The organism is Pseudomonas sp. JL2 (assembly GCF_031570495.1).
GTDB classification, from domain to species: domain Bacteria; phylum Pseudomonadota; class Gammaproteobacteria; order Pseudomonadales; family Pseudomonadaceae; genus Aquipseudomonas; species Aquipseudomonas rhizophila.
In genome coordinates this window covers 303531-327101 of sequence record NZ_JAKUDH010000003.1, presented here as the reverse complement: position 1 = coordinate 327101, position 23571 = coordinate 303531, and the positions used below count along the sequence as shown (strand labels likewise).

Genomic DNA, 23571 nt, shown 5'->3' with positions numbered 1-23571 from the left:
ATCGCCCTAACATCTTTATTGTTACGTGCTTATGACAAAACGATCATTCCATCCATGTGACGCTTTGGTTAGAACTCAACACAGGTTGACGTCGCAACGGCGTCAACACCTTGGCTCGTCACGCCGGCAACGAGCCGCCAACGGCAGAATGATTCTGCCCCGGCCTCGATAGAGGTCGACGCTAAGCAACAGTCAACAAGTGAGGGCAACACCCTATGAGAAGACTTAAGCGTGATCCGTTGGAAAGAGCATTTTTACGCGGTTACCAATATGGCGTTGGTGGTAAATCCCGTGAGCTTTGCCCCTTTACTCTACCGTCGGTACGTCAAGCCTGGATCAATGGCTGGCGAGAAGGACGCGGCGACAACTGGGACGGTATGACCGGCACTGCGGGTATCCATAGACTCAACGAACTTCACGCCGTCGGCTGACACAGGGCTTAACACTCAAGAACTCGACAATTTGATACTCACATCGATTTAACCACGCACGTCCCATCCGGACGGCGGGCTTCGGCCCAGGGGGCTCCTTCGAGGAGCCCTTTTTAATGCCTGGGTTTCATGAACACTGCAAAAAGCTGGGCTGTGAATACAGTTGTGGCGAGGGGATTTATCCCCGCTGGGCTGCGCAGCAGCCCCTCAGAGTGTCAGGTTTAACGAGTGAGCTGTTTGGGGCCGCTTCGCGCCCCAGCGGGGATAAATCCCCTCGCCACAGTTGAATCGCGTTGCACCTTGAGAATCAACGCAGTGCAGCAATCGCATCCACCGATTCCCGAATCAACGCCGGCCCCTTATAGATAAAGCCCGAATAAATCTGCACCAGGCTCGCGCCTGCGCTGATTTTTTCGGCAGCATGCTTGCCCTCGGTGATGCCTCCCGCCGCGATGATCGGCAAGCGCCCCGCCAGTTCGGCGGCCAGCACTTTCACGGTATGGGTGCTCTTGTCCCGCACCGGCGCACCGGACAGCCCGCCCGCCTCGTCGGCGTGTTCCACCCCTTCGACGCCTTCGCGACCCAGCGTCGTGTTGGTGGCAATCACCGCGTCCATTCCGGTGTCGATCAGGGCCTGGGCCACCTGTGCGGTCTCTTCGTCGGTCATGTCCGGGGCGATCTTGATGGCCAGTGGCACATGCTTGCCATGGATCACCGCCAATTCGGCGCGACGTCGAGCCAGGTCAGCCAGCAGTTGCTTGAGCGAATCACCAAATTGCAGGCTGCGCAGCCCCGGAGTGTTCGGGGAACTGACGTTGACGGTCACATAACTGGCGTGGGCGTAGACCTTGTCCAGGCAGATCAGATAATCGTCAACCGCGCGCTCCACCGGTGTGTCGAAGTTCTTGCCGATGTTGATGCCCAGCACGCCCTTGTACTTGGCGGCAGCCACACGCCCCAGCAAATGGTCGACGCCCAGGTTGTTAAAGCCCATGCGGTTGATGATCGCCTCGGCTTGCGGCAGGCGGAAAATCCGTGGCTTGGGGTTGCCCGGCTGGGCACGCGGGGTGACGGTGCCGATTTCCACGAAACCGAACCCCAACTGGGCAAAACCGTCGATGGCCGCGCCATTCTTGTCCAGGCCCGCCGCCAGCCCGACCGGGTTGGGGAACTCAAGCCCCATCACATTCACCGGCAATTTAGCCGGCGCCTTGCACAGCAGACCATTGAGACCCAAACGTCCACCCGCACCGATCAGGTCCAGGGACAGATCGTGGGAGGTTTCCGGGGAAAGTTTGAACAGCAGTTCACGGGCCAGGGTGTACATGGGCGGCTTGGACTCGGGCGACGAAATGAGGCGGCGATTATAGCCGGGCTACGACGACGCACGCGAGGCGCCTGCACAAAACAGCGGCGATGGCATATGCCTTGCACCACTTGCGTTCATCGGCACCCATGCCAACGACGGAATGAGTGCCACACTGTATTTGAAGGACAACGGCGTCGTCATCCGGCCTTGCAAGCGTCCGGATACGGCGCCTTTTTTTGTGGAAAGGTGATGCGCGATGAATGAAATTCCAGCCAACCCCCTGGCCTGGGTCAATGGCAGCGATGCCCCGGAAAAGAGCGCGATCAATCTTGGCTTCATGGCCTTGAGCGACTGCGCGCCGCTGGTGGTGGCCGCCACCCAGGGCTTCGCCCAGCCTTACGGGCTGACTTTGAACCTCAAGCGCCAAGCGTCCTGGGCCAACCTGCGGGACAAGCTGGTCAGTGGTGAAATCGATGCCGCCCACAGCCTGTATGGCCTGATCTACGCGGTGCACCTGGGTATCGGCGGGGTCGCGCCGACCGACATGGCGGTGTTGATGGGGCTGAATCAGAACGGCCAGAGCATCAACCTTTCCCATGGCTTGCAGGCCCAAGGCGTGACCAGTCCTGAGGCACTGGAACAGCATGTGCACCAAACTCGCCCGAAACTGACTTTCGCCCAGACCTTCCCCACTGGCACCCACGCCATGTGGCTCTATTACTGGCTCGCCGCTCAAGGCATCCATCCGCTGTCGGATGTCGACAGCGTGGTGGTACCGCCGCCGCAAATGATCGCCCACCTGCAGGCCGGACGGATCGACGGGTTCTGCGTGGGCGAGCCGTGGTGCGCCAGTGCGGTCAAACAGAACCTGGGCTTCACCCTGGCGACGACTCAAACCATCTGGCCCGATCACCCGGAAAAAGTCCTCGGCTGCACCCGTGCATTCGTCGAGCAATACCCCAATACCGCCCGCGCACTGGTGATGGCGATCCTGCAAGCCAGTCGCTTCATTGAGCAAAGCCCCGAGAACCGCCGCAGCACCGCACAACTATTGAGTGCCCCCGAATACCTGGACGCGCCGCTGGATTGCATCGAGCCGCGCCTGTTAGGGATTTACGCCGACGGGCTGGGCAACAGCTGGCAGGACCCTCACGCGATGCGTTTCCACGGCAACGGCGAAGTGAACCTGCCCTACCTGTCCGATGGCATGTGGTTCATGACCCAGTTCCGCCGCTGGGGCCTGTTGCGCGAAGACCCGGATTACCTGGCCGTGGCGCGGCAAGTCCAGCAACTCACGCTATACCGTCAAGCCTGCGCGGCACTGGACATCGCCGCCCCCCGCCAGGACATGCGCAGCAGCCAATTGATCGACGGCACCATCTGGGACGGCTCGGATCCGGCCGCTTATGCCAAAAGCTTCAAACTGCACGCTTTGAGCGATGCGGCTCCCCTCTTCGCCAGCCGCTGACAGGAGCCACGACCATGCTGCGTATCCTGCTGATCAACGACACCGCGAAAAAAGTCGGCCGTCTCAAAGCGGCCCTGATTGAGGCCGGGTTCGAAGTCATCGATGAATCCGGATTGACCATCGACCTGCCGGCACGCGTCGAAACAGTGCGTCCGGACGTGATCCTGATCGATACCGAGTCACCCGGACGCGATGTCATGGAGCAAGTGGTGCTGGTCAGCCGCGACCAGCCACGACCGATCGTCATGTTTACCGACGAGCACGACCCGGATGTAATGCGCCAGGCGATCAAATCGGGCGTGAGCGCCTACATCGTCGAAGGCATCCACGCCGCGCGCCTGCAACCGATCCTCGACGTGGCCATGGCGCGCTTCGAAAGCGACCAGGCCCTGCGCGCCCAGCTCCTGGCCCGGGACCAGCAACTGGCCGAACGCAAACGCATCGAACTGGCCAAAGGCATGCTGATGAAGATGAAAGAATGCAACGAAGAACAGGCCTACACCCTGATGCGCCGCCAGGCCATGAGTCGCCAGCAGAAGCTGATCCAGGTGGCCGAGCAGATCATTGCGATGAATGAGTTGCTCGGCTGAAAGCCTTGCAGCGCCTGGCCCGGCGCTATCGCGAGCAGGCTCGCTCCCACAGATCCTGTGGCCACTGGAACTCCAATGTGGGAGCAGGCCCGCTCCCACAGGTTTCATGGCCACTGAAGATCCACTGTGGGAGCGAGCCTGCTCGCGATAGGTCTCACACTGCTCCCCTGTTGGCACAGTTCTCGCTTTAGCAAAGCCACAGGTAACCAACGGCGGTTGCCCCACCTACGACAAAGACGTCGCACACCCTCCTCGCCCCCTGGCGATTCGGGTTGCGGCGTTTTTTTGTTTTGATCCCACAGTCCGGGGTCGGTGGTGCAGCCACAGGCGGCGCACTGCTTCAAGGCACTGACTCATTTCTCGAGACTTTTACAGCTGAGGTGCGCGATGAATTCAAGCTTCTGGAAATCCGGCCACACCCCGACACTGTTCGCGGCCTTCCTCTATTTCGACCTGAGTTTCATGGTCTGGTACCTGCTCGGTCCACTGGCGGTGCAGATCTCTGCCGACCTGCACCTGACCACCCAGCAACGCGGCCTGATGGTGGCTACGCCGATCCTGGCCGGTGCCGTACTGCGCTTGTTCATGGGCCTGCTGGCCGACCGGATTTCACCGAAAACCGCCGGTATGGTCGGTCAGGTGATTGTGATCGGTGCACTGTTCTGTGCCTGGAAACTGGGCATCCACAGCTACGAACAAGCCTTGCTGCTGGGGCTGTTCCTGGGCGTGGCCGGTGCGTCATTCGCCGTGGCCCTGCCGCTGGCCTCCCAGTGGTATCCGCCACAGCACCAGGGCAAGGCCATGGGCATTGCCGGCGCTGGTAACTCGGGCACCGTACTGGCTGCGCTGATCGCACCGGTAATGGCAGTGGCATTCGGCTGGAGCAACGTGTTCGGTTTCGCGCTGATCCCGCTGATCGTGACCCTGATCCTCTTCGCCTGGCTGGCCAAGAACGCTCCCGAGCGGCCAAAAGCCAAATCCATGGGCGACTACCTCAAGGCCCTGGGCGACCGGGACAGCTGGTGGTTCATGTTCTTCTACAGTGTGACCTTCGGCGGCTTCATCGGCCTGGCCAGCGCACTGCCCGGCTACTTCAACGACCAGTACGGCCTGAGCCCGGTGACCGCCGGTTACTACACCGCCGCTTGCGTCTTCGGGGGCAGCCTGATGCGTCCACTGGGCGGCGCCCTGGCGGATCGTTTCGGTGGCATTCGCACCCTGTTGGGCATGTACACCGTGGCCGCTGTCTGCATCGCGGCAGTGGGCTTCAACCTGCCAAGCTCCTACGCGGCCCTGGCCCTGTTCGTCTGCACCATGCTCGGTTTGGGTGCGGGCAACGGCGCGGTATTCCAACTGGTGCCACAACGCTTCCGTCGCGAGATCGGCGTGATGACCGGATTGATCGGCATGGCCGGCGGCATCGGCGGTTTCGCCCTGGCGGCAGGCATGGGCGCGATCAAGCAAAGCACCGGCAGCTATCAACTGGCACTGTGGTTGTTCGCCAGCCTCGGCGTCCTGGCCTGGTTCGGCCTGTACGGCGTCAAGCGTCGCTGGAGGACCACCTGGGGTTCGGCCGCTGTCACCGCGGCTCGGGTATAAATAGCCTCCATGAGCCTGCAACTGAGTTTTGCCGAAGCCAGTGCCATTGGCCCTCGGGAAGAAAACCAGGACGCCCTGCGCCTGGTGACCCCGGCGCCGGCCCTGGCCGCGAGCAAGGGGTACCTGTTCGCCATCGCCGACGGTGTGAGCCAATGCGCCGATGGCGGGCTGGCCGCCCGTTCGACCTTGCAGGCCCTGGCCCTGGACTACTATTCCACGCCGCAAACCTGGGGCGTGGCCCAGGCGCTGGACCGGCTGTTACTGGCCCAGAATCGCTGGCTGCAAGCCAACGGTGGCGGGCAACCGCTGCTCACCACCGTCAGCGCGCTGGTCCTGCGGGGCCGGCGCTTCACCCTGGCCCACGTGGGCGATTGCCGAGTCTACCGCTGGCACGACAATCATCTGCAGCGGGTCAGTGAGGATCACGTCTGGGAACAACAGGGCATGCAGCACGTGCTCAAGCGTGCCCTGGGGCTGGATCAGCACCTGATCCTGGACTTCCTCGATGGCGAACTGCGCACCGACGAGACCTTCGTACTGCTCAGCGATGGCGTCTGGGCGGTTTTGGGGGACACGGCCATCGCCGGTATCCTTCGTGACCAGCCGGACCTGGACATTGCCGCGCAAACCCTGGTCAACGCTGCGCACCTGGCCGGCAGCCAGGACAACGCCAGCGCACTGCTGGTGCGGGTCGATGCGGTGGGCGAAGCGAGCATTGGCGATGCGCTGGCCCAGTTGCAGCAATGGCCCCTTCCCCCGGCATTGAAACCGGGGCAAGTGTTCGAGGGCTGGCAGATCGAAAGCCTGCTCGGCCAGAGCCAGCAATCGTTGCTCTACCGGGTACACGATGGCCAGGGCCAACCGTGGTTGCTGAAAACCTTGCCGGGGCATCTACGGGACGATACTCAGGCCGGGCAGTCGTTGCTGTCGGAAGAGTGGTTCCTCAGGCGGGTCGCCGGGCGGCAGTTTCCGGAAGTCCACGGCGTTCCCCAGCGTCAGCATTTGTACTACGTCATGCGGGAATATTCGGGCAAGACCCTGGCCGAGCTGTTCAACCAGGGCGGCCCGTTGCCTCTGCCCCAGTGGCAGGACCTGGCGCAGCGGCTGGTGCACGCGGTGGGCCTGTTGCATCGAAGACAGATCTTTCACCGCGATATCAAGCCGGAGAACCTGCACCTGGGCGAGGATGGGGAACTGCGCTTGCTGGATTTCGGACTGGCGTACTGCCCGGGATTGTCCGAAGACCAGGCCAACGTGCTGCCCGGCACGCCCAGCTATATCGCCCCGGAAGCCTTCGGGGGTGCGCCGCCGACGGCGCAACAAGACTTGTATGCGGTCGGCGTGACTTTGTATTTCCTGCTCACCGGACACTATCCCTACGGCGAAATCGAGGCGTTCCAGCGACCGCGCTTTGGCATACCGGTCAGTGCCCATCGCTATCGACCGGACCTGGCCGAATGGCTTGGGCAAAGCCTGGAGCGTGCCGTGGCGGCGGATCCTGGGCAACGCTTTGAAACCGCCGAGGAATGGCTGTTACTGCTGGAACAGGGCGAACGGCGCAGCTTGAGCGTCAGGCCTCGGCCGCTACTGGAAAGGGAGCCGCTGAAGGTCTGGCGCACGTTGGCGCTGGTGTCTTTGGTGGTGAATCTGGTGCTGCTGTATTTAGCGTTTCATGGCTGAAACCCAGTCGCGTCTATCGCGAGCAGGCTCGCTCCCACAGGTTTTGTGTCCACCGCAGATCCAATGTGGGAGCGAGCCTGCTCGCGATGGCGGCCTGATGGTCCCTGCAACTGCGCCTGCGGGACGCTCCATTACCGGGCAACACGCTTTGATTCGGTGCAATAAATCCCGCTCTCATCCGTGCAACCCGCCTCCCCTCCAATAAATCCGCGCCCTCAAGCCAGTTGGCACAACCACTGCATAACCTCTCTCACCATACATAAAGCAACGCCTCCAACGATGAGGGCGGTGCTTCCCGAGAGAACGGGACAAGGACAAAGGCGTCCTCGCTAGGCAACTAGCGGGACGCCTTTTTTTGTTTTCGTAAAAGTATCGAGCCAGTCCGAGCACCGTGATGAACCGGGCCTGAGCTTGTGGAGAACCCTGATGAAGAAACTCAAACTGGTGATGATCGGCAACGGCATGGCCGGGGTTCGAACCCTCGAAGAACTGCTCAAGCTGAGCAATGAGCTATACGACATCACGGTGTTCGGCGCCGAGCCTCATACCAACTACAACCGCATCCTGCTCTCGCCCGTGCTCGCCGGGGAGCAGACGTTTGAAGAGATCGTGCTCAACGACCTGAGCTGGTACCTGGACAACAACATCAAGCTGCTGCTCAACCGCAAGGTCGTGGAGATCGACCGAGTCAAGCGCCGGGTCATCGCCGAGGACGGCAGCGAAGCCGAATACGACCGTCTGCTGATCGCCACAGGCTCCACGCCATTCATCCTGCCGATTCCCGGCAACACCCTGGAGGGCGTCATTGGCTACCGCGACATCGCCGACACCCAGGCGATGATCAACACCGCCAAGACCCACAAACACGCCGTGGTGATCGGCGGCGGGTTGCTCGGCCTGGAAGCCGCCAACGGCTTGAAACTGCGGGGCATGGACGTGACAGTGGTGCACCTGGGTGAATGGCTGCTGGAGCGTCAGTTGGACAAGACCAGCGGTCAGTTGCTGCAAACCGCCCTGGAAAATCGCGGGCTGAAATTCCGCCTGAGCGAACAAACGCAAGCCCTGCACGACGCCGGCAATGGCCGGGTCGGCTCGGTGCAATTCAAGAACGGTGACATCATCCCGGCCGATCTGGTGGTGATGGCCGCCGGTATCCGCCCCAATACCGAACTGGCGGAAAAGTCCGGCATCCCTTGCAACCGCGGGATTCTGGTCAACGACACGATGCAAACCTACGACCCGCGCATCTATGCCATCGGTGAATGCGCCAGCCACCGTGGAACCGCCTACGGCCTGGTGGCACCGCTGTTCGAGCAAGCCAAGGTCTGTGCCAACCACCTCGCGCAACTGGGCTTCGCCACCTACAAGGGTTCAGTGACCTCGACCAAACTCAAAGTCACCGGCATCGACCTGTTCTCCGCCGGGGACTTCATGGGCGGCGAAGGCACCGAGACCATCACCCTTTCCGACCCGATTGGTGGCGTCTACAAAAAACTGGTGATCAAGGATGACGTGCTGGTCGGCGCCTGTCTGTACGGCGATACGGCAGACGGTGGCTGGTATTTCCGCCAGATCCGTGAGAACCACGCCATCAGCGAGATCCGCGATCACCTGATGTTTGGGGAAAACGCCCTGGGAGACGTAGGACACCAGGGCCAGGACAAAGCCATGAACATGGCCGACACCGCCGAAGTCTGCGGCTGCAACGGCGTGTGCAAGGGCACCATCGTCAAGGCGATCCAGGAGCATGGGCTGTTCAGCGTCGATGATGTGAAAAAACACACCAAGGCCGCCAGTTCCTGTGGCTCCTGCGCCGGTTTGGTGGAGCAGATCCTGATCAACACCGTGGGCGGCGCGGCGGACGTCAAACCGAAAAGCGAAAAAGCCATCTGCGGTTGCAGCGATCTCAACCACGGGCAGATTCGCCAGGCGATCCGCGACCAGCATCTGCTGACCATCGCCGCAACCATGAGCTACCTGAACTGGCGCACCCCGAACGGCTGCGCCACCTGCCGCCCGGCGCTCAACTACTACCTGATTTCCACCTGGCCCGGCGAAGCGCACGACGATCCGCAGTCGCGCCTGATCAACGAGCGTGCCCACGCCAACATCCAGAAAGATGGCACTTACTCCGTCGTCCCGCGGATGTGGGGTGGCGTGACCAATCCGTCTGAGCTGCGGCGCATTGCCGATGTGGCCGACAAATACAACGTGCCGATGGTCAAGGTCACCGGCGGCCAGCGTATCGACTTGCTAGGGATCAAAAAGCAGGACCTGCCCGGAGTCTGGAAAGACCTGGACATGCCGTCCGGCCACGCTTATGGAAAATCCATCCGCACCGTAAAAACCTGCGTAGGAAGCGAGTTCTGCCGCTTTGGCACGCAGAACTCCACCCAATTGGGAATCGAGCTGGAGCACGACCTCTTCAACATGTGGTCGCCCCACAAAGTGAAGCTGGCCGTTTCCGGTTGCCCCCGCAACTGCTCGGAAGCGGGCATCAAAGATGTCGGCATTATCGGCGTCGATTCCGGCTGGGAGATGTACATCGGCGGTAACGGCGGGATCAAGACTGAGGTCGCCGAATTCTTCGTCAAACTCAAGACCGCCGAAGAAGTGCGCGAATACAACGGCGCATTCCTGCAGCTGTACCGCGAAGAAGCCTTCTACCTCGAACGCACCGTGCACTACATGCAACGGGTCGGCATGGAGCACATCAAGAAAGCGGTACTTGAAGATCCGCAACGACGCAAAGCCTTGCATGACCGCCTGAAGTTCTCCCTGTCGTTGGAACAGGACCCATGGAAAGAACGCCTGGAACAGCCCCAGTTGAAGAAAGAGTTTGAAGTCATCACCGTGAAAAACCTGGAGGTACCGGCATGAACTGGCTGGATATCTGCGCACTGGAAGAGATCAACGCCCTGGGCTCGCGCATCATCAATGGCCCGAAAGGCGATATCGCGATTTTTCGTACCAGCGACGATGAGGTTTTCGCACTCGATGACCGCTGCCCGCACAAGGGTGGCCCGCTGTCCCAGGGGTTGATCTATGGCAAGCGCGTGGCCTGCCCGCTGCACAACTGGCAGATCGACCTGGAAACCGGCCAGGCCCAGGCCCCGGATGTGGGTTGCGCTCATCATCATGCGGCGCGGGTCGAAAACGGCCGGGTGATGCTGGCATTGCGGGAAGCAAGCTGATGAGCCGTCAAACCACCGCCTCGACCTGCTGTTATTGCGGGGTCGGTTGCGGCGTGCTGATCGAACATGACGACGAGCGCATCCTCGGCGTCAGTGGCGATCCCGCCCACCCGGCCAACTTTGGCAAACTGTGCAGCAAGGGTTCGACCCTGCACCTGACCGGCGACCTCGCCGCGCGCGCCTTGTATCCCGAACTGCGCTTGGGCAAGGGCCTGTCCCGCGCCCGCACCGATTGGGACAGCGCGCTGGATCACGCGGCCAGCATCTTCGCCGATACCATCGCCGAACACGGCCCCGACAGCGTGGCGTTCTACATCTCCGGGCAACTGCTGACCGAGGACTACTACGCCTTCAACAAACTCGCCCGGGCACTGGTGGGCACCAACAACATCGACAGCAATTCCCGGCTGTGCATGTCCTCGGCGGTGGTGGGCTACAAGCGCAGCCTCGGTGCCGACGCCCCGCCCTGCAGCTATGAAGACCTGGAGCTGAGCGACTGTGTGATGATTGTCGGCAGTAACATGGCCTACGCCCATCCGATCCTGTTTCGCCGCCTCGAGGACGCCAAGTCCCGCCGACCACAGATGAAAATCATCGTCATCGACCCACGGCGTACCGACACCTGCGACCTTGCCGACCTGCATCTGGCGATCCTGCCGGGCACCGATGTCGCCTTGTTCCATGGGATTTTGCACCTGTTGTTGTGGGAAGACTGGGTCGACCGCGGCTTCATCAAGGCCCACACCGAAGGCCTGGCGGACCTCAAGAACCTGGTGCGCGACTACACCCCGGCCATGGTCGCCCAGATCTGCGGCATCAGCGTCGAGCAACTGCACCAGTGCGCCGAATGGGTCGGCACGTCGCCCAGCTTCCTGTCGTTGTGGTGCATGGGCTTGAATCAGTCCACCGCCGGCAGTGCGAAGAACAGCGCGTTGATCAACCTGCACCTGGCCACCGGCCAAATCGGCCGGCCGGGCGCCGGGCCCTTCTCTCTGACCGGTCAGCCCAATGCCATGGGCGGTCGGGAAACCGGTAGCTTGTCGAACCTGCTGCCGGGTCATCGCGACGCCGCCAACGCCGAACATCGCGCCGAAGTCGCCCGCTACTGGGGTGTTGAACAATTGCCCGCGACCACGGGTTTGAGCGCCATCGAACTGTTCGAACAGGTTCGAAGTGGCAAGATCAAGGCACTGTGGATTGCCTGCACCAACCCCGCGCAGTCGATGCCTGACCAGACGGCGGTCCGGGAAGCCCTGCAAGCCTGTCCATTCGTGGTGCTGCAAGAGGCCTTCCGGACCACCGAAACCGCCGCGTTTGCCGACCTGCTGCTGCCAGCGGCCAGTTGGGGCGAGAAAGAAGGGTCGGTGACCAATTCTGAACGGCGTATTTCCCACGTCCGCCGGGCGATTGCCGCACCGGGTGAGGCACGGCCGGACTGGGCAATTACCGTGGATTTCGCCCAACGCCTGGAGAAACGCCTGCGCCCGGGTCAACCCAGCCTGTTCGCCTTTGAAACCCCGGCCCAGTTGTTCGATGAATACAAGCAACTGACCCGTGGCCGCGACCTGGACTTGTCCGGTATCAGCCATGCCCTGATCGATCAACTCGGTCCTCAGCAATGGCCCTTCCCGCAAGGCGCCAGCAGCGGAACACCGCGCCTGTATCTGGACGGGATTTTTCCTACCGACAATGGTCGCGCGCGGTTTGTCGCAGAACCGTATCGCGCCGCCAAAGAGTTGCGCGACGCCCGCTACCCATTGACCCTCAACACGGGTCGCCTGCGGGACCAATGGCACGGCATGAGCCGCACCGGCACCGCCGCGCAATTGTTCGGCCATGTGAACGAAGCCGTGCTCAGCCTGCACCCTGACGAACTGCTTCGCCATCGCCTGCAAGCCGGTGACCTGGTCAGCCTCAAGAGCCGTCGTGGCGCCGTGATCGTGGCGGTGGACAGCGACGACAGCGTGCGCCCCGGGCAGGCGTTTCTGCCCATGCACTGGGGCGACCGCTTTCTCAAGGGTGGGGTCAATACCCTGACTCAACCGGCCTTCGACCCCCTGTCAAAACAGCCGGAACTCAAACACAGCGGCGTGCGCCTGGAACCGGTGAACCTGCCCTGGCAGCTTTTCGCCCTGGTCGAAGGCGATGTTCAACAGCACTTGGAGACTTTGCGACCACTGTGTGAGGCGTTTGCCTACGTCAGCCTGAGCCTGACTGGGCGCGAACGTCCCGCGTTGCTGATTCGCGCGGCCAGCGCCGTCGCCCCCGAACCGCAGTTGCTGCAGGCGATCGACGAGCAATTGGGGCTGATCGAAGGGCCGGTGCTGGCCTATGAGGACCCACGTCGTTCCATCGGTAAACGGGTGCGAATCGAGAACGGTCGCATCACCGCCATTCGCCTGGCCGGCGAAACCCTGGCCCGCCACTGGCTGCAAAACCTCTGGCTGGAAGGCCGCGCCGATGAGCAATTGCGGCGCTGGCTGCTGGCGCCTTTGAGCGCCCCACCAGGCAATGCCGGTGCCGCCGTTGGCGGCAGCAAAACACTGTGCAACTGCATGAACGTCAGCCAGCGTGCGATCTGCGCCGGCATTGAACGTGGCCTGGACTTGCAGGGGCTGAAACAGGAACTGGGCTGCGGCACGCAATGCGGCTCCTGTGTACCGGAAATCAAACGCCTGCTGGTTGCCACCGCGCAACCGGTGGCCGCTGTCTCGTGAGGAAAACACTATGAACGCAAAAGTCTGGCTGGTGGGTGCAGGTCCTGGCGACCCTGAATTGCTGACCCTCAAAGCCGTGCGCGCCTTGGGCGAAGCCGACGTGGTGTTGATCGACGATCTGGTCAACGATGCGGTGCTGGAGCACTGCCCTGGCGCGCGGATCATCGCCGTCGGCAAGCGCGGCGGATGCCGTTCCACGCCACAGGCTTTTATCCATCGGCTGATGCTGCGTTATGCCCGCCAGGGCAAATGCGTGGTGCGCCTCAAGGGCGGCGACCCGTGCATCTTCGGCCGAGGCGGCGAAGAGGCGCAGTGGCTGCGCGAGCATGGCGTCGAAGTGGAACTGGTCAATGGCATTACGGCCGGCCTCGCGGGTGCGACGCAATGTGATATTCCGCTGACGCTGCGTGGGATTGCCCGGGGCGTGACGCTGGTCACCGCCCACACCCAGGACGGTAGCAGCCTGAACTGGCAAGCCCTGGCACAAAGCGGGACCACCTTGGTGGTGTACATGGGGGTGGCGAAACTGAGCGAGATCCGCGAGCAACTGCTGGCCGGAGGCCTGGCGGCGGACACGCCGGTGGCGATGATTGAAAATGCCTCTCTGCCCCATCAGCGCGACTGTCGCAGTGACCTGACCTCGATGGAGGCCGATGCAGGCGCATTTCAACTCAAGAGCCCGGCGATCCTGGTGATTGGCGAGGTGGCCAGAGCTGCTGAGCTGGCAGGCGCGCAACCGGCCTGGGTCCAGGCTTCGGCGCTATAGCACAGACACCAGCAAACCTGTGGGAGCGAGCCTGCTCGCGATGGCGGTGGATCAGCAACATTGATGCTGACTGACACACCGCCATCGCGAGCAGGCTCGCTCCCACAGTTTTTTGTGTTTCTCCAGCCCCGCCCCTGATTTTCATAAATCGCAGGCAAAGAAAAGCCCGGCCTAAGCCGGGCTTTTCCAAAGCTGTGGGCTAATTACTTAGCTTCGGCTTCAACCTGCGCTTCTACGCGACGGTTAACAGCACGGCCAGCGTCAGTAGCGTTGTCGGCAACTGGGCGGGATTCGCCGTAGCCAACAGACTGAACGCGGGACGATTCAACACCGTACTGGTTGGTCAGGACTTGCTTAACGGCGTTTGCACGACGCTCGGACAGAGCCTGGTTGTAAGCGTCAGGACCGACGGAGTCAGTGTGACCTTCAACAGTAGTGGTGGTGGATGGGTACTGCTTCATGAAATCAGCCAGGTTCTTGATGTCGCCGTAGCTGTTATCTTTAACGACCGCCTTGTCGAAGTCGAACTTGACGTCCAGCTCAACACGTACGACTTCAGCAACAGCTGGGCAGCCATCAGCGTCAACGGTTACGTTGGCTGGGGTGTCAGGGCACTTGTCGACGTTGTCGCACACGCCATCGTTGTCGCTGTCGGAGCAGACTTCAGCCGGAGCTGGAACTGGAGCAGCAGCAGGCTTGGAGCCGCCACCGAAGTTCACACCGATACCGACGCTTGGAGCCCACTCGGTGTCGCCCTGGTCGATGTTGTACTGAGCTTCAACGCCGGCACGGGCGTAGAAGTTGTCAGTGAAGTACAGCTTGGCACCGCCGCCAACGTTGGCGAAGGTGGAGCCGTTGCGACCGCTACGGCCGTTCTGACCGATGCTCTGATCGGAGAAACCAGCCGATACGTAAGGACGCAGCATGTCGCCTGGGTTGTTGAAGTGGTACAGAGCGTCCAGAGCGGTGTTGGAGCCCTTGATGTTACGACCGTCTTCGGCACGTGCGTTGTGCACTTCGTCGTAGGCCAGACGCAGTTCTACGTCGTCGGTCAGGAAGTAACCAATCGAGCCGCCGAACAGGTTGCCGTTGTTCTTGAAGTCGCGAGCGCTGTCGAACATTTCTTTCTTGGCGAAGCCTTCGATTTCAACTGCGCCTTGGCCTTGTGCCAGAGCGCCGAACGAAGTGGCAGCAATCAAAGAACCAATGGCAAAGCCCAAGGTGTTTTTCAGTTTCATCCGTTAAATCCCCATCTGGTGATTGTAAAGCAGTCCCGCAAACCGGGGGACAACTCGGCGACAAGTCTATCAGAACTTGCCTACACGTAAGAGATATTTGCGCCGAACTAAGTTTCAGCAATACCCGCAAATTTCTCACGCAATTTATCAAGAGCGCGCTTGTAACGCATTTTTGTCGCGCTCAACCCCATGTGCATTATGTCTGCGATCTCTTGGAATTCCAGCTCTGCGACAAATCGTAGCACCAGAATTTCCCGGTCGATCGGGTTCACATGGACAAGCCAGCGATCCAGCCCGCCCTTTTCCTCTGGTTTGGGCGCCTTTTCTTCAGACGCTTCTTCCAGAGGGTCCAGGCTCAAAGCATCCATCAAGCGACGCTTTCGCCGTTCCTTGCGGTACTGCGTGATGCATTCGTTGTACGTGATGCTATAGAGCCATGTCTTGAACTTCGATTTCCCCTCGAAGTTCTTCAGGCCATACAGCACCTTCAACATCACCTCCTGACAGACATCGTCAGCATCACGATCGTTCCCCAGATAACGCGCACAAACGTTAAATAATGTTCTCTGGTAACGGCGCATCAATTCTTCGTAAGCACGCGTTACGTGGAAAAGTTCCGTATGCGCGCGCGCGACCAACTCCTCATCGGAGAGATCACGGGGGTCGTAGCGCGTGGATAGCGATTGGGGTTTGTTCAAAACAAGTCGGGCCGACAGTCTAGGTCAATGTGCGCCGCAGCCTGCGTTAACGGGCATTTTGCGGCGGCATACATTAGCAGGGTTTGCCGGGTTAGCGGCTACTCACATGCTGTTCCAGCAGGATCCGATTGGAGAGCGATACCAATTCACCCTCCTCGGTCAGCAATGTGGTCTTCACCGTGCCGATCTCTTCGATCTGGCCTTCGACCTCGCCAACACGCACTTGTTGCCCAACCTCATACAATTCACGCACATAGATTCCCGCAAGAATCTGGCCGGCGATTTCCCGGCTTCCCAACCCCATTGCCAGCGCAACCGCCAGACCAACGGTAATCAATACGATGACGATCACATGGTTGAGCAGGTCAGTCTTGACCTCCAACTGGCTGATCGCGACCGAAATACTGATGATGATCACCAAGCCCTGGGCAATTCGCCCCAAGCCCTGGGCGTAGTCAAGCCCGACACCTTCGGCCGCGCCGCGCACCAGCCCGTTGGCCAATTGCGCCAGCAGAACGCCCACCAGCAATACCAGCGCGGCACCGAAAACCTTCGGCAAATACAGCGCAAGCATATCGAGCGTAGCTGAAACTCGCTCAAGGCCCAGGGATTCAGCGGCAGAAACCAGGAAAATCAGCAGAACGAACCAGTAGACGATCTTGCCGACCAAGGTCGAGATCGGAACCTGAATGCCACCGCGCGACAGCAGCTTGGTCAGGCCGGTGCCGCCCATCAGGCGGTCGAGCCCCAATTTGGCGAGCAGTTTTGAAAGCAGGGTGTCCAGCAGCTTGGCCACCACGAACCCCAACAACAGCACCACCAGGGCGCCGAAGAGGTTGGGGATGAAATTAGCCACCTTGGTCCACAACGCGGTCATTGCCGTGACGAGGCTCTGGGTCCAGAGATCAAGTTCCATATTCAATCAGCCTTATCAGCGGTGCGAGTAACAGGTTTACGACGGGAAACCGGCGAAACATGGGCCGACCCGTTATTCAGGGCGATCATCAGCGCGGGCAACCAGCGGCCCAGCAGGCTGAACAGATCGCCAGCGCCAACCTGGCGGTTGGCGGTTTTCAGTACACGTCCCAGGCATGCATCGTCGTCCCGGCTGGACGGCGAAGCCTTGAGCATGTCGCGCAAAGACTGTTCAAACGGATCGTGCATACGCACCTCTCGTGATGTCTGTGAAAGACGCGATCAAATTTCGGCAGGTCACATGGCGCCCCGTCAAACCCAGCGCAAACGGCGGAACAGCCACCACTGACCGAGGGCCACGCCGACCATCAATAGGCATGCAACCAGGAAACCATAAGGGCTTTCGGAGAACGGAATACCGCCGACGTTGATGCCCAAAAGACCGGTGAGAAAACTCATCGGCAGAAAAATCCCGGTGATGATGCCGAAGCGGTACATGGTGCGATTCATACGCACCGACAGACGCCGGTCCTCGGCCTCCAGCACAAGCCCCACGCGCTCTCGGGTCAATTCCAGCTCTTCGAGGTAGCGGGTCAGGCTGTTGTTCAATTCATTCCAGTAATCGCCATCATCCTCGACAAACCACGGCAGTTTGAGCCGTGTCATCTGGCCGAAAATATCCCGCTGGGGGGCCAGGAACCGCTTCAGCCCGGCCGCCCTTCTGCGAATGTGCAAAATGGCATCATGCTCGGGGGTATACCGTTCGTCGGTATCAATCTTTTCTTCTTCGCTATCGACGATTTCCGAGAGCTGGGTGACCAGATCCTGCACCTTGTTGGTCAGGTACTGCGCCATATAAAGGATGAGTTCCGACGCAGTCCTTGGCCCCTCGCCCTCGGCCAGTTGCGTCAACAGTTCATCGGTGGCGCGCAACGGACGCAGGCGCAGGGAGATCACTCGCTGGGGGGACGCGAAGATCCGCACCGACACCATGTCCTCCGGTTCTGCGCCCGGATTGAGGTTGACGCCGCGCAGAAACAGCAGCAGTTCGGCGTTGGGCAGCGGCAACAGGCGCGGCCGGGTGTTCTCCTCCAGCAGCAGGTCGCAGTTGAATTCGCTCAGGCCACTGGACTTGCGCAGCCAGGTGTGGGTTTGCGGATGACTGCGATCCCAGTGCAGCCACAAGCTTTCGTGGGCCTGTAACTGCAAATCGTCGAGTTCTGTCCGGGCTATCGAACGCGCGCCACCATTACCGTCCAGCACCAGGGCATGCACCAGCCCCCATTGCGCGTTTTCTTCCTCGAACATCCTCATCCCTTATGGCTTTGACGCTTCATTCAGGCATTTTCAGCGGGCTGGGCGACACAATCACGCCGTTGTTGTCCGCATAGACATACTCGCCTGGACGAAACGTCACGCCGGCAAAGGTCACCGCGACATTGAGATCGCCGATGCCACGCTTGTCGGTTTTCATTGGATGGCTGGCCAGGGCCTGGACACCAAGGTCTGTCTGGGCGATGACGTCGACGTCGCGGATGCAACCGTAAATCACCAGCCCTTCCCAGCCGTTTTTCGCGGCTTTTTCGGCCAGCATGTCACCCAGCAATGCCCGGCGCAGTGAGCCGCCGCCATCGACCACCAACACTTTGCCGTTGCCCTTGAGTTCCACCTGCTCCTTGACCAGGGAGTTGTCCTCGAAGCACTTGATGGTCACGATTTCGCCGCCGAAGGAATCGCGGCCACCGAAATTGCTGAACATCGGCTCCAACACTTGCACCAACTCCGGGTAGGCGTCGCACAGGTCGGGCGTGAGGTAATGGTTCATTGAACAACTCCTGTAAAGGCTGGAACGTCAGGCTGAGTGAGCAACCGTTTGTGACCGGAACCGCGTATCGCGTCATATCTTAGCCGCAAGCCGACAAGAGCGAAATGCCCTTGTCAGAGCCTTCGCTTCAAACCGCTTCGGCCAGACTGGATGGATCCGCCAGTAGCGGTGCATGCTGATCTGCCAGCCAACGCGCCACCAGCGGCCAGACCTCAGCATGGGCCGCTTTGCTGACCAGCATCTCGACATGGCCAAAATCGTCGGTAAAGCCCTGCTCCCGGCCCAGGCAGACAAACTGCTTGTGCGCAGAGCCGACCTGCTCGAAGAGTTTGCGGCAAGCCCAGGTCGGATCCTGCTGGTCGCCGACCGCGCTCACCGCCAGTATCGGCACCTGCACATCGGCCAGACCCGCCCACCAGTTCTTCTGCGCATCACCGAAACGCCCGAACAGGCCATACCAGCGCATGCTCTCCAGCGCCAGGCCGATGGGCTCGTCCTCCGGGCCGCGCTTGAGCCGCGAACCGGACAACTGGGCAAAACGCTTGAGAATGAAACGTCCGCTCCATTCCACCGGCGGGATCTTCAGCGGCCAATAGGTGCGGCTGACCTGGGTGCCAAAAAACGCCGCCGAAGCCACCGCCGGCTCGCCCAGATAGTGGCCGCCCAACGCCGCCGCCAGGGTGATGCCGCCCAAAGAGTGGCCGATCCAGTGCGGCACCTGCCCGCTCTGCTCACGCACGAAGGCACCGATGGCCGGCAGGTCGTAACGAGCGTAATCGGCCACGCGATTCTTGCGGTAGTCGTGATTGCGCTGGGACAGGCCATGGCCGCGCATTTCTGGAATCCACACGTCAAAGCCCAGCCGCGCAAGATAGGCCCCCAACCCCAGGCCCTTGGGCGAATACCAGAAGCGCCGGTTGGAAAAACTGCCGTGCAGCAGGATCACGGGAACGCCACGAACCTCGCTGCCGTCGGCCATGCCCAGTCGGGTGACGGCCAGTTCAACGCTGTAGTCCGGGCTGTTGCCGGGCTTCAGACGATAGACGTCTTCGCTCAGATCACCACGCCGTTCGGCGCTGATCAGGGCGACAGGAAAAAGGTTGCTGCTGCTTTGCATAATGCTCTTGCACAAAAAAAGACGACTGTGGGAGCGAGCTTGCTCGCGATTGCGGTGGATCAGCAAAAATAATCTTGGCTGACACTCCGCTATCGCGAGCAAGCTCGCTCCCACAAAGGTTACCCGGCTTACATCACCGGTGAGGCCCCTTCACTCAATCAGACTGCAGCCTGACCTTCAGCCAGGAAGAACCAGGTCTCCAGTACGGAGTCGGGGTTCAACGAAACGCTTTCGATGCCCTGCTCCATCAGCCACTTGGCCAGGTCCGGGTGGTCCGAAGGGCCCTGACCGCAGATGCCGATGTACTTGCCGGCCTTGTTGCAGGCGGCAATGGCATTGGCCAGCAGCTTCTTGACCGCCGGGTTCCGCTCGTCGAACAGGTGCGCGATGATGCCGGAGTCACGGTCCAGGCCCAGGGTCAGCTGGGTCAGGTCGTTGGAGCCGATGGAGAAACCGTCGAAGAATTCAAGGAATTCTTCAGCGAGGATCGCGTTGGACGGCAGCTCGCACATCATGATCACGCGCAGGCCGTTGTCACCACGGGCCAGGCCGTTTTCCGCCAACAGATCGACAACCTGGCTCGCTTCGCCCAGGGTGCGCACGAACGGCACCATGATCTCGACGTTGGTCAGGCCCATCTCGTTGCGCACACGCTTGAGGGCGCGGCACTCGAGTTCGAAGCAGTCACGGAACGATTCGCTGATGTAACGCGAAGCGCCTCGGAAGCCCAGCATCGGGTTTTCTTCTTCCGGCTCGTAGAGCTTGCCGCCAATCAGGTTGGCGTATTCGTTGGACTTGAAGTCCGACAGGCGCACGATGACCTTTTTCGGCCAGAACGCAGCCGCCAGGGTGCTGATGCCCTCCACCAGTTTCTCGACATAGAAACCGACCGGATCGTTGTAACCGGCAATGCGCTTGTCGACGCTGTCCTTGATCTCCGGCGGCAAGCCGTCGTAGTTCAGCAACGCCTTGGGGTGCACGCCAATCATGCGGTTGATGATGAATTCCAGGCGGGCCAGGCCCACACCCGCGTTCGGCAGTTGCGCGAAGTCGAAGGCGCGATCCGGGTTGCCGACGTTCATCATGATCTTGAACGGCAGGTCCGGCATGGCGTCCACGGAGTTCTTCTTGATGTCGAAGCCCAGTTCGCCTTCGAAGATATAGCCGGTATCGCCTTCGGCGCAGGACACGGTGACGCCCTGGCCGTCCTTGAGCAACTGAGTGGCGTTGCCGCAACCGACCACAGCCGGAATGCCCAGTTCACGGGCGATGATCGCCGCGTGGCAGGTACGTCCGCCGCGGTTGGTGACGATGGCGCTGGCGCGTTTCATCACCGGTTCCCAATCCGGGTCGGTCATGTCGGAAACCAGCACATCGCCGGCCTGGACCTTATCCATCTCCGAGACGTCCTTGATGATCCGCACCTTGCCGGCGCCGATGCGCTGGCCGATGGCACGGCCTTCCACCAGCACGGTGCCGGTTTCCTTGAGCAGATAGCGCTCCATGACATTGGCCTGGGTACGGCTCTTCACGGTTTCCGGACGGGCCTGCACGATATACAGCTTGCCGTCGTCACCGTCCTTGGCCCATTCGATGTCCATCGGGCACTTGTAGTGCTTCTCGATGATCATCGCCTGCTTGGCCAGCTCGCTGACTTCGGCGTCGCTCAGGCAGAAGCGCGCGCGCTCGGCCTTGTCCACGTCGACGGTCTTGACCGAACGACCGGCCTTGGCTTCGTCGCCGTAAATCATTTTGATGGCCTTGCTGCCCAGGTTACGGCGCAGGATGGCCGGACGACCGGCTTCCAGTGTGCCTTTATGGACATAGAACTCATCCGGGTTCACCGCGCCTTGTACGACGGTTTCACCCAGGCCGTAGGCGCCAGTGATGAACACCACGTCACGGAAACCCGACTCGGTGTCGAGGGTGAACATTACCCCGGCGGTGCCGGTTTCGGAGCGGACCATGCGCTGCACACCGGCAGACAGGGCGACCAGTTTGTGGTCGAAGCCCTGATGCACACGGTAGGAAATGGCACGGTCATTGAAAAGGGAAGCGAAGACTTCCTTGGCGGCACGGATGACGTTTTCCACGCCACGGATATTCAGGAAGGTTTCCTGCTGGCCGGCGAAGGAGGCATCCGGTAGATCTTCGGCGGTGGCCGAGGAGCGCACGGCGACGGCAACGTCGGGATTGCCTTCGGACAGTTTGGCGAAGGCGGTGCGAATTTCGGCGTTCAGCTTCTCGGGAAACTCGGCTTCCATGATCCATTGGCGGATCTGGGCGCCGGTCTTGGCCAAGGCGTTGACGTCATCGACGTCCAGGGCATCGAGCGCGTCGTGGATCTGTTTGTTCAGGCCGCTCAGTTCCAGAAAGTCACGATAAGCCTGAGCCGTCGTGGCGAAGCCACCTGGCACCGATACGCCGGCACCGGCGAGGTTACTGATCATCTCGCCCAGGGATGCGTTCTTGCCCCCCACATGCTCTACATCATGGACGCCGAGCTTATCGAGGGAAACTACGTACTCTACCAAGGTGATCTCTCCACTAACTGTGTTGGAAAAGCTCAAGGCACCGGTGGCTCCAGGGGAGCAAATACCGGCGATATGGCCTGGACCTGGAAAATAAGTGAGAATGCGGGCCACTGGCGGCCGGCAAATCGCGCCTATCATATCCAAGAATCGTCACTAGCTCACTAGGGCCCAAGGCGCAAATGAAACGATCTGCTTTCTTTATCTCCGACGGCACCGGCATTACAGCCGAAACACTGGGCCAAAGCCTGTTGGCGCAATTCGAAAACATTACCTTCGCCAAATTCATACGTCCGTACATCGACAGTGTCGACAAGGCGCGGGCCATGGTACAGCAAATCAATAAAGCCGCCGAAACCGACGGTTTCCGCCCGATTATCTTCGATACCATCGTCAATCAGGACATCCGTGAGATTCTCGCAACGTCCAATGGTTTCATGATCGACATTTTTTCCACCTTCCTGGCGCCTCTGGAGCAGGAGCTGAGCGAGCATTCCTCCTACTCGGTCGGCAAGTCCCATTCCATTGGTCATAACTCCAACTACATGGAGCGCATCGAGGCGGTCAACTTCGCCCTGGACAACGATGATGGCGCCCGTACGCATTATTACGACAAGGCCGATTTGATCCTAGTGGGTGTGTCGCGCTGTGGTAAGACGCCGACGTGCCTGTACATGGCGATGCAATTTGGTATCCGCGCGGCCAACTATCCGCTGACCGAGGACGACATGGAGCGCCTGCAACTGCCCAGCGCCCTGCGCGCCCACCAGCACAAGCTGTTCGGTTTGACCATCGATCCGGATCGCCTCACTGCGATCCGCAACGAGCGCAAGCCCAACAGCCGCTATTCGAGCTACGCCCAGTGCGAATTCGAAGTGCGCGAGGTAGAAAACCTGTTCCGGCGGGAGAACATTCCCCACATCAACTCCACGCATTTTTCCGTGGAAGAGATTTCGGCGAAGATCCTGGTGGAGAAAGGGGTGGAGCGGCGGTTCAAGTAACCCGCAACAACACAAAACCCTGTGGGAGCGAGCCTGCTCGCGATAGCGGAGGGGCAGCCCACATTAATGTAGCTGTTCCACCGCAAAAGCGAGCCGGCTCGCTTTTGCGGTGGAACAGCTACATTAATGTGGGCTGCCCCTCCGCTATCGCGAGCAGGCTCGCTCCCACAGGGGTTGAGGCGTCCTTACATGCTCTGCATTAATGGACTGCCGCCACCTGCTCATCCATTTTCTTGCGCAGGCTCAAGGGACGCATGTCGGTCCAGACTTCTTCGATGTAGGCCAGGCAGTCCTTTTTGAAGCCGCTTTTGCCAACCGCACGCCAACCTTCGGGGATGGCTTTGTACTCAGGCCAGATCGAATACTGTTCTTCGTGGTTGACCACGACCTGAAAGACGATGTCCTCGCGGTCGAATACTGAAGTCATGGGTGTCTCTCCATCTTTGTTCGAGGTTCACTGCGGCGCATGCGCAGCCAGGGTATGAAAGGAAC

The 23571-nt window shown here is 60.6% G+C and carries 20 protein-coding genes; 10 read left to right on the top strand and 10 right to left on the bottom strand.

Features of this window, described 5'->3' with window-relative positions:
• The first annotated feature begins 215 nt into the window (after positions 1-215).
• Positions 216-431 carry a ribosome modulation factor gene (gene rmf / locus MKS85_RS07185; RefSeq protein WP_003223300.1) on the top strand — a complete coding sequence of 72 codons (216 nt, stop codon included), beginning with the start codon at positions 216-218 and terminating at the stop codon, positions 429-431.
• 307 nt (positions 432-738) lie between these two features.
• Here rmf and MKS85_RS07180 read toward each other — a convergent pair whose 3' ends face one another.
• The gene (locus tag MKS85_RS07180; protein WP_047227154.1) at positions 739-1758 is read right to left on the bottom strand and encodes a quinone-dependent dihydroorotate dehydrogenase; all 1020 of its coding nucleotides are present in this window, start codon (positions 1756-1758) and stop codon (positions 739-741) included.
• A gap of 238 nt (positions 1759-1996) precedes the next feature.
• On the opposite strand from MKS85_RS07180, the gene MKS85_RS07175 reads away from it, so the two are divergent.
• From MKS85_RS07175 to cobA, 8 genes are all read left to right on the top strand, one after another.
• Positions 1997-3208, top strand: a complete 1212-nt coding sequence (locus MKS85_RS07175; protein ID WP_310662790.1) for a CmpA/NrtA family ABC transporter substrate-binding protein — start codon at positions 1997-1999, stop codon at positions 3206-3208.
• Positions 3209-3222: 14 nt separating this feature from the next.
• Entirely contained in the window at positions 3223-3798 is a 576-nt protein-coding gene (locus tag MKS85_RS07170) for an ANTAR domain-containing response regulator (RefSeq protein WP_025212689.1), read from the top strand.
• 387 nt (positions 3799-4185) lie between these two features.
• Positions 4186-5397 carry a NarK/NasA family nitrate transporter gene (locus tag MKS85_RS07165; RefSeq protein WP_047227151.1) on the top strand — a complete coding sequence of 404 codons (1212 nt, stop codon included), beginning with the start codon at positions 4186-4188 and terminating at the stop codon, positions 5395-5397.
• Between the two features lie 9 nt (positions 5398-5406).
• Positions 5407-7077: a bifunctional protein-serine/threonine kinase/phosphatase gene (locus tag MKS85_RS07160; RefSeq protein ID WP_139050741.1), complete on the top strand. Its 1671-nt coding sequence runs from the start codon at positions 5407-5409 to the stop codon at positions 7075-7077.
• A 426-nt stretch (positions 7078-7503) separates the two neighbouring features.
• On the top strand, positions 7504-9957 hold the full coding sequence (gene nirB / locus MKS85_RS07155; protein WP_310662789.1) for a nitrite reductase large subunit NirB: 2454 nt from the start codon (positions 7504-7506) through the stop codon (positions 9955-9957).
• Positions 9954-10271, top strand: coding sequence for a nitrite reductase small subunit NirD (gene nirD / locus MKS85_RS07150; RefSeq protein ID WP_047227148.1), 318 nt, complete (start codon positions 9954-9956; stop codon positions 10269-10271). Before nirB ends, nirD begins: the two co-directional genes overlap by 4 nt.
• Positions 10271-12988 (top strand): molybdopterin-dependent oxidoreductase, encoded by a 2718-nt coding sequence (locus MKS85_RS07145; protein WP_310662788.1) that lies wholly within the window; start codon positions 10271-10273, stop codon positions 12986-12988. The genes nirD and MKS85_RS07145 overlap by 1 nt, the downstream gene beginning before the upstream one ends.
• Before the next feature lie 10 nt (positions 12989-12998).
• Positions 12999-13754 carry a uroporphyrinogen-III C-methyltransferase gene (gene cobA / locus MKS85_RS07140; protein ID WP_047227146.1) on the top strand — a complete coding sequence of 252 codons (756 nt, stop codon included), beginning with the start codon at positions 12999-13001 and terminating at the stop codon, positions 13752-13754.
• Positions 13755-13957: 203 nt separating this feature from the next.
• Here cobA and MKS85_RS07135 read toward each other — a convergent pair whose 3' ends face one another.
• From MKS85_RS07135 to ppsA, 8 genes are all read right to left on the bottom strand, one after another.
• Positions 13958-14992 (bottom strand): OmpA family protein, encoded by a 1035-nt coding sequence (locus MKS85_RS07135; RefSeq protein ID WP_047227145.1) that lies wholly within the window; start codon positions 14990-14992, stop codon positions 13958-13960.
• 107 nt (positions 14993-15099) lie between these two features.
• Complete coding sequence (gene sigX, locus MKS85_RS07130; protein WP_042729583.1) at positions 15100-15690, bottom strand: RNA polymerase sigma factor SigX; 591 nt, start codon at positions 15688-15690, stop codon at positions 15100-15102.
• Positions 15691-15781: 91 nt separating this feature from the next.
• The gene (locus MKS85_RS07125) at positions 15782-16606 is read right to left on the bottom strand and encodes a mechanosensitive ion channel family protein (protein WP_047227144.1); all 825 of its coding nucleotides are present in this window, start codon (positions 16604-16606) and stop codon (positions 15782-15784) included.
• Positions 16607-16608: 2 nt separating this feature from the next.
• Positions 16609-16854: a hypothetical protein gene (locus tag MKS85_RS07120; protein WP_014337331.1), complete on the bottom strand. Its 246-nt coding sequence runs from the start codon at positions 16852-16854 to the stop codon at positions 16609-16611.
• 63 nt (positions 16855-16917) lie between these two features.
• Positions 16918-17913, bottom strand: a complete 996-nt coding sequence (locus tag MKS85_RS07115) for a zinc transporter ZntB (protein ID WP_047227143.1) — start codon at positions 17911-17913, stop codon at positions 16918-16920.
• A 25-nt stretch (positions 17914-17938) separates the two neighbouring features.
• On the bottom strand, positions 17939-18430 hold the full coding sequence (gene rraA, locus MKS85_RS07110; protein ID WP_047227142.1) for a ribonuclease E activity regulator RraA: 492 nt from the start codon (positions 18428-18430) through the stop codon (positions 17939-17941).
• A 127-nt stretch (positions 18431-18557) separates the two neighbouring features.
• A complete protein-coding gene (locus MKS85_RS07105; protein WP_310662787.1) occupies positions 18558-19547 on the bottom strand; it encodes an alpha/beta fold hydrolase in 990 nt (329 codons plus the stop codon).
• 158 nt (positions 19548-19705) lie between these two features.
• Complete coding sequence (gene ppsA, locus MKS85_RS07100; protein WP_047227140.1) at positions 19706-22081, bottom strand: phosphoenolpyruvate synthase; 2376 nt, start codon at positions 22079-22081, stop codon at positions 19706-19708.
• Between the two features lie 179 nt (positions 22082-22260).
• On the opposite strand from ppsA, the gene MKS85_RS07095 reads away from it, so the two are divergent.
• Positions 22261-23079, top strand: coding sequence for a pyruvate, water dikinase regulatory protein (locus MKS85_RS07095; protein ID WP_003199510.1), 819 nt, complete (start codon positions 22261-22263; stop codon positions 23077-23079).
• Between the two features lie 199 nt (positions 23080-23278).
• On the opposite strand, the gene MKS85_RS07090 is transcribed toward MKS85_RS07095, so the two are convergent.
• The gene (locus MKS85_RS07090) at positions 23279-23506 is read right to left on the bottom strand and encodes an MbtH family protein (protein ID WP_310662786.1); all 228 of its coding nucleotides are present in this window, start codon (positions 23504-23506) and stop codon (positions 23279-23281) included.
• Positions 23507-23571: the final 65 nt, after the last annotated feature.

What these genes read in the sequence shown, in the direction of transcription:
- rmf (WP_003223300.1), top strand. Translation starts at nt 216, where the DNA reads ATGAGAAGACTTAAGCGTGATCCGTTGGAAAGAGCATTTTTACGCGGT.
- MKS85_RS07180 (WP_047227154.1), bottom strand. Translation starts at nt 1,758, where the DNA reads ATGTACACCCTGGCCCGTGAACTGCTGTTCAAACTTTCCCCGGAAACC.
- MKS85_RS07175 (WP_310662790.1), top strand. Translation starts at nt 1,997, where the DNA reads ATGAATGAAATTCCAGCCAACCCCCTGGCCTGGGTCAATGGCAGCGAT.
- MKS85_RS07170 (WP_025212689.1), top strand. Translation starts at nt 3,223, where the DNA reads ATGCTGCGTATCCTGCTGATCAACGACACCGCGAAAAAAGTCGGCCGT.
- MKS85_RS07165 (WP_047227151.1), top strand. Translation starts at nt 4,186, where the DNA reads ATGAATTCAAGCTTCTGGAAATCCGGCCACACCCCGACACTGTTCGCG.
- MKS85_RS07160 (WP_139050741.1), top strand. Translation starts at nt 5,407, where the DNA reads ATGAGCCTGCAACTGAGTTTTGCCGAAGCCAGTGCCATTGGCCCTCGG.
- nirB (WP_310662789.1), top strand. Translation starts at nt 7,504, where the DNA reads ATGAAGAAACTCAAACTGGTGATGATCGGCAACGGCATGGCCGGGGTT.
- nirD (WP_047227148.1), top strand. Translation starts at nt 9,954, where the DNA reads ATGAACTGGCTGGATATCTGCGCACTGGAAGAGATCAACGCCCTGGGC.
- MKS85_RS07145 (WP_310662788.1), top strand. Translation starts at nt 10,271, where the DNA reads ATGAGCCGTCAAACCACCGCCTCGACCTGCTGTTATTGCGGGGTCGGT.
- cobA (WP_047227146.1), top strand. Translation starts at nt 12,999, where the DNA reads ATGAACGCAAAAGTCTGGCTGGTGGGTGCAGGTCCTGGCGACCCTGAA.
- MKS85_RS07135 (WP_047227145.1), bottom strand. Translation starts at nt 14,992, where the DNA reads ATGAAACTGAAAAACACCTTGGGCTTTGCCATTGGTTCTTTGATTGCT.
- MKS85_RS07125 (WP_047227144.1), bottom strand. Translation starts at nt 16,606, where the DNA reads ATGGAACTTGATCTCTGGACCCAGAGCCTCGTCACGGCAATGACCGCG.
- MKS85_RS07120 (WP_014337331.1), bottom strand. Translation starts at nt 16,854, where the DNA reads ATGCACGATCCGTTTGAACAGTCTTTGCGCGACATGCTCAAGGCTTCG.
- MKS85_RS07115 (WP_047227143.1), bottom strand. Translation starts at nt 17,913, where the DNA reads ATGTTCGAGGAAGAAAACGCGCAATGGGGGCTGGTGCATGCCCTGGTG.
- rraA (WP_047227142.1), bottom strand. Translation starts at nt 18,430, where the DNA reads ATGAACCATTACCTCACGCCCGACCTGTGCGACGCCTACCCGGAGTTG.
- MKS85_RS07105 (WP_310662787.1), bottom strand. Translation starts at nt 19,547, where the DNA reads ATGCAAAGCAGCAGCAACCTTTTTCCTGTCGCCCTGATCAGCGCCGAA.
- MKS85_RS07095 (WP_003199510.1), top strand. Translation starts at nt 22,261, where the DNA reads ATGAAACGATCTGCTTTCTTTATCTCCGACGGCACCGGCATTACAGCC.
- MKS85_RS07090 (WP_310662786.1), bottom strand. Translation starts at nt 23,506, where the DNA reads ATGACTTCAGTATTCGACCGCGAGGACATCGTCTTTCAGGTCGTGGTC.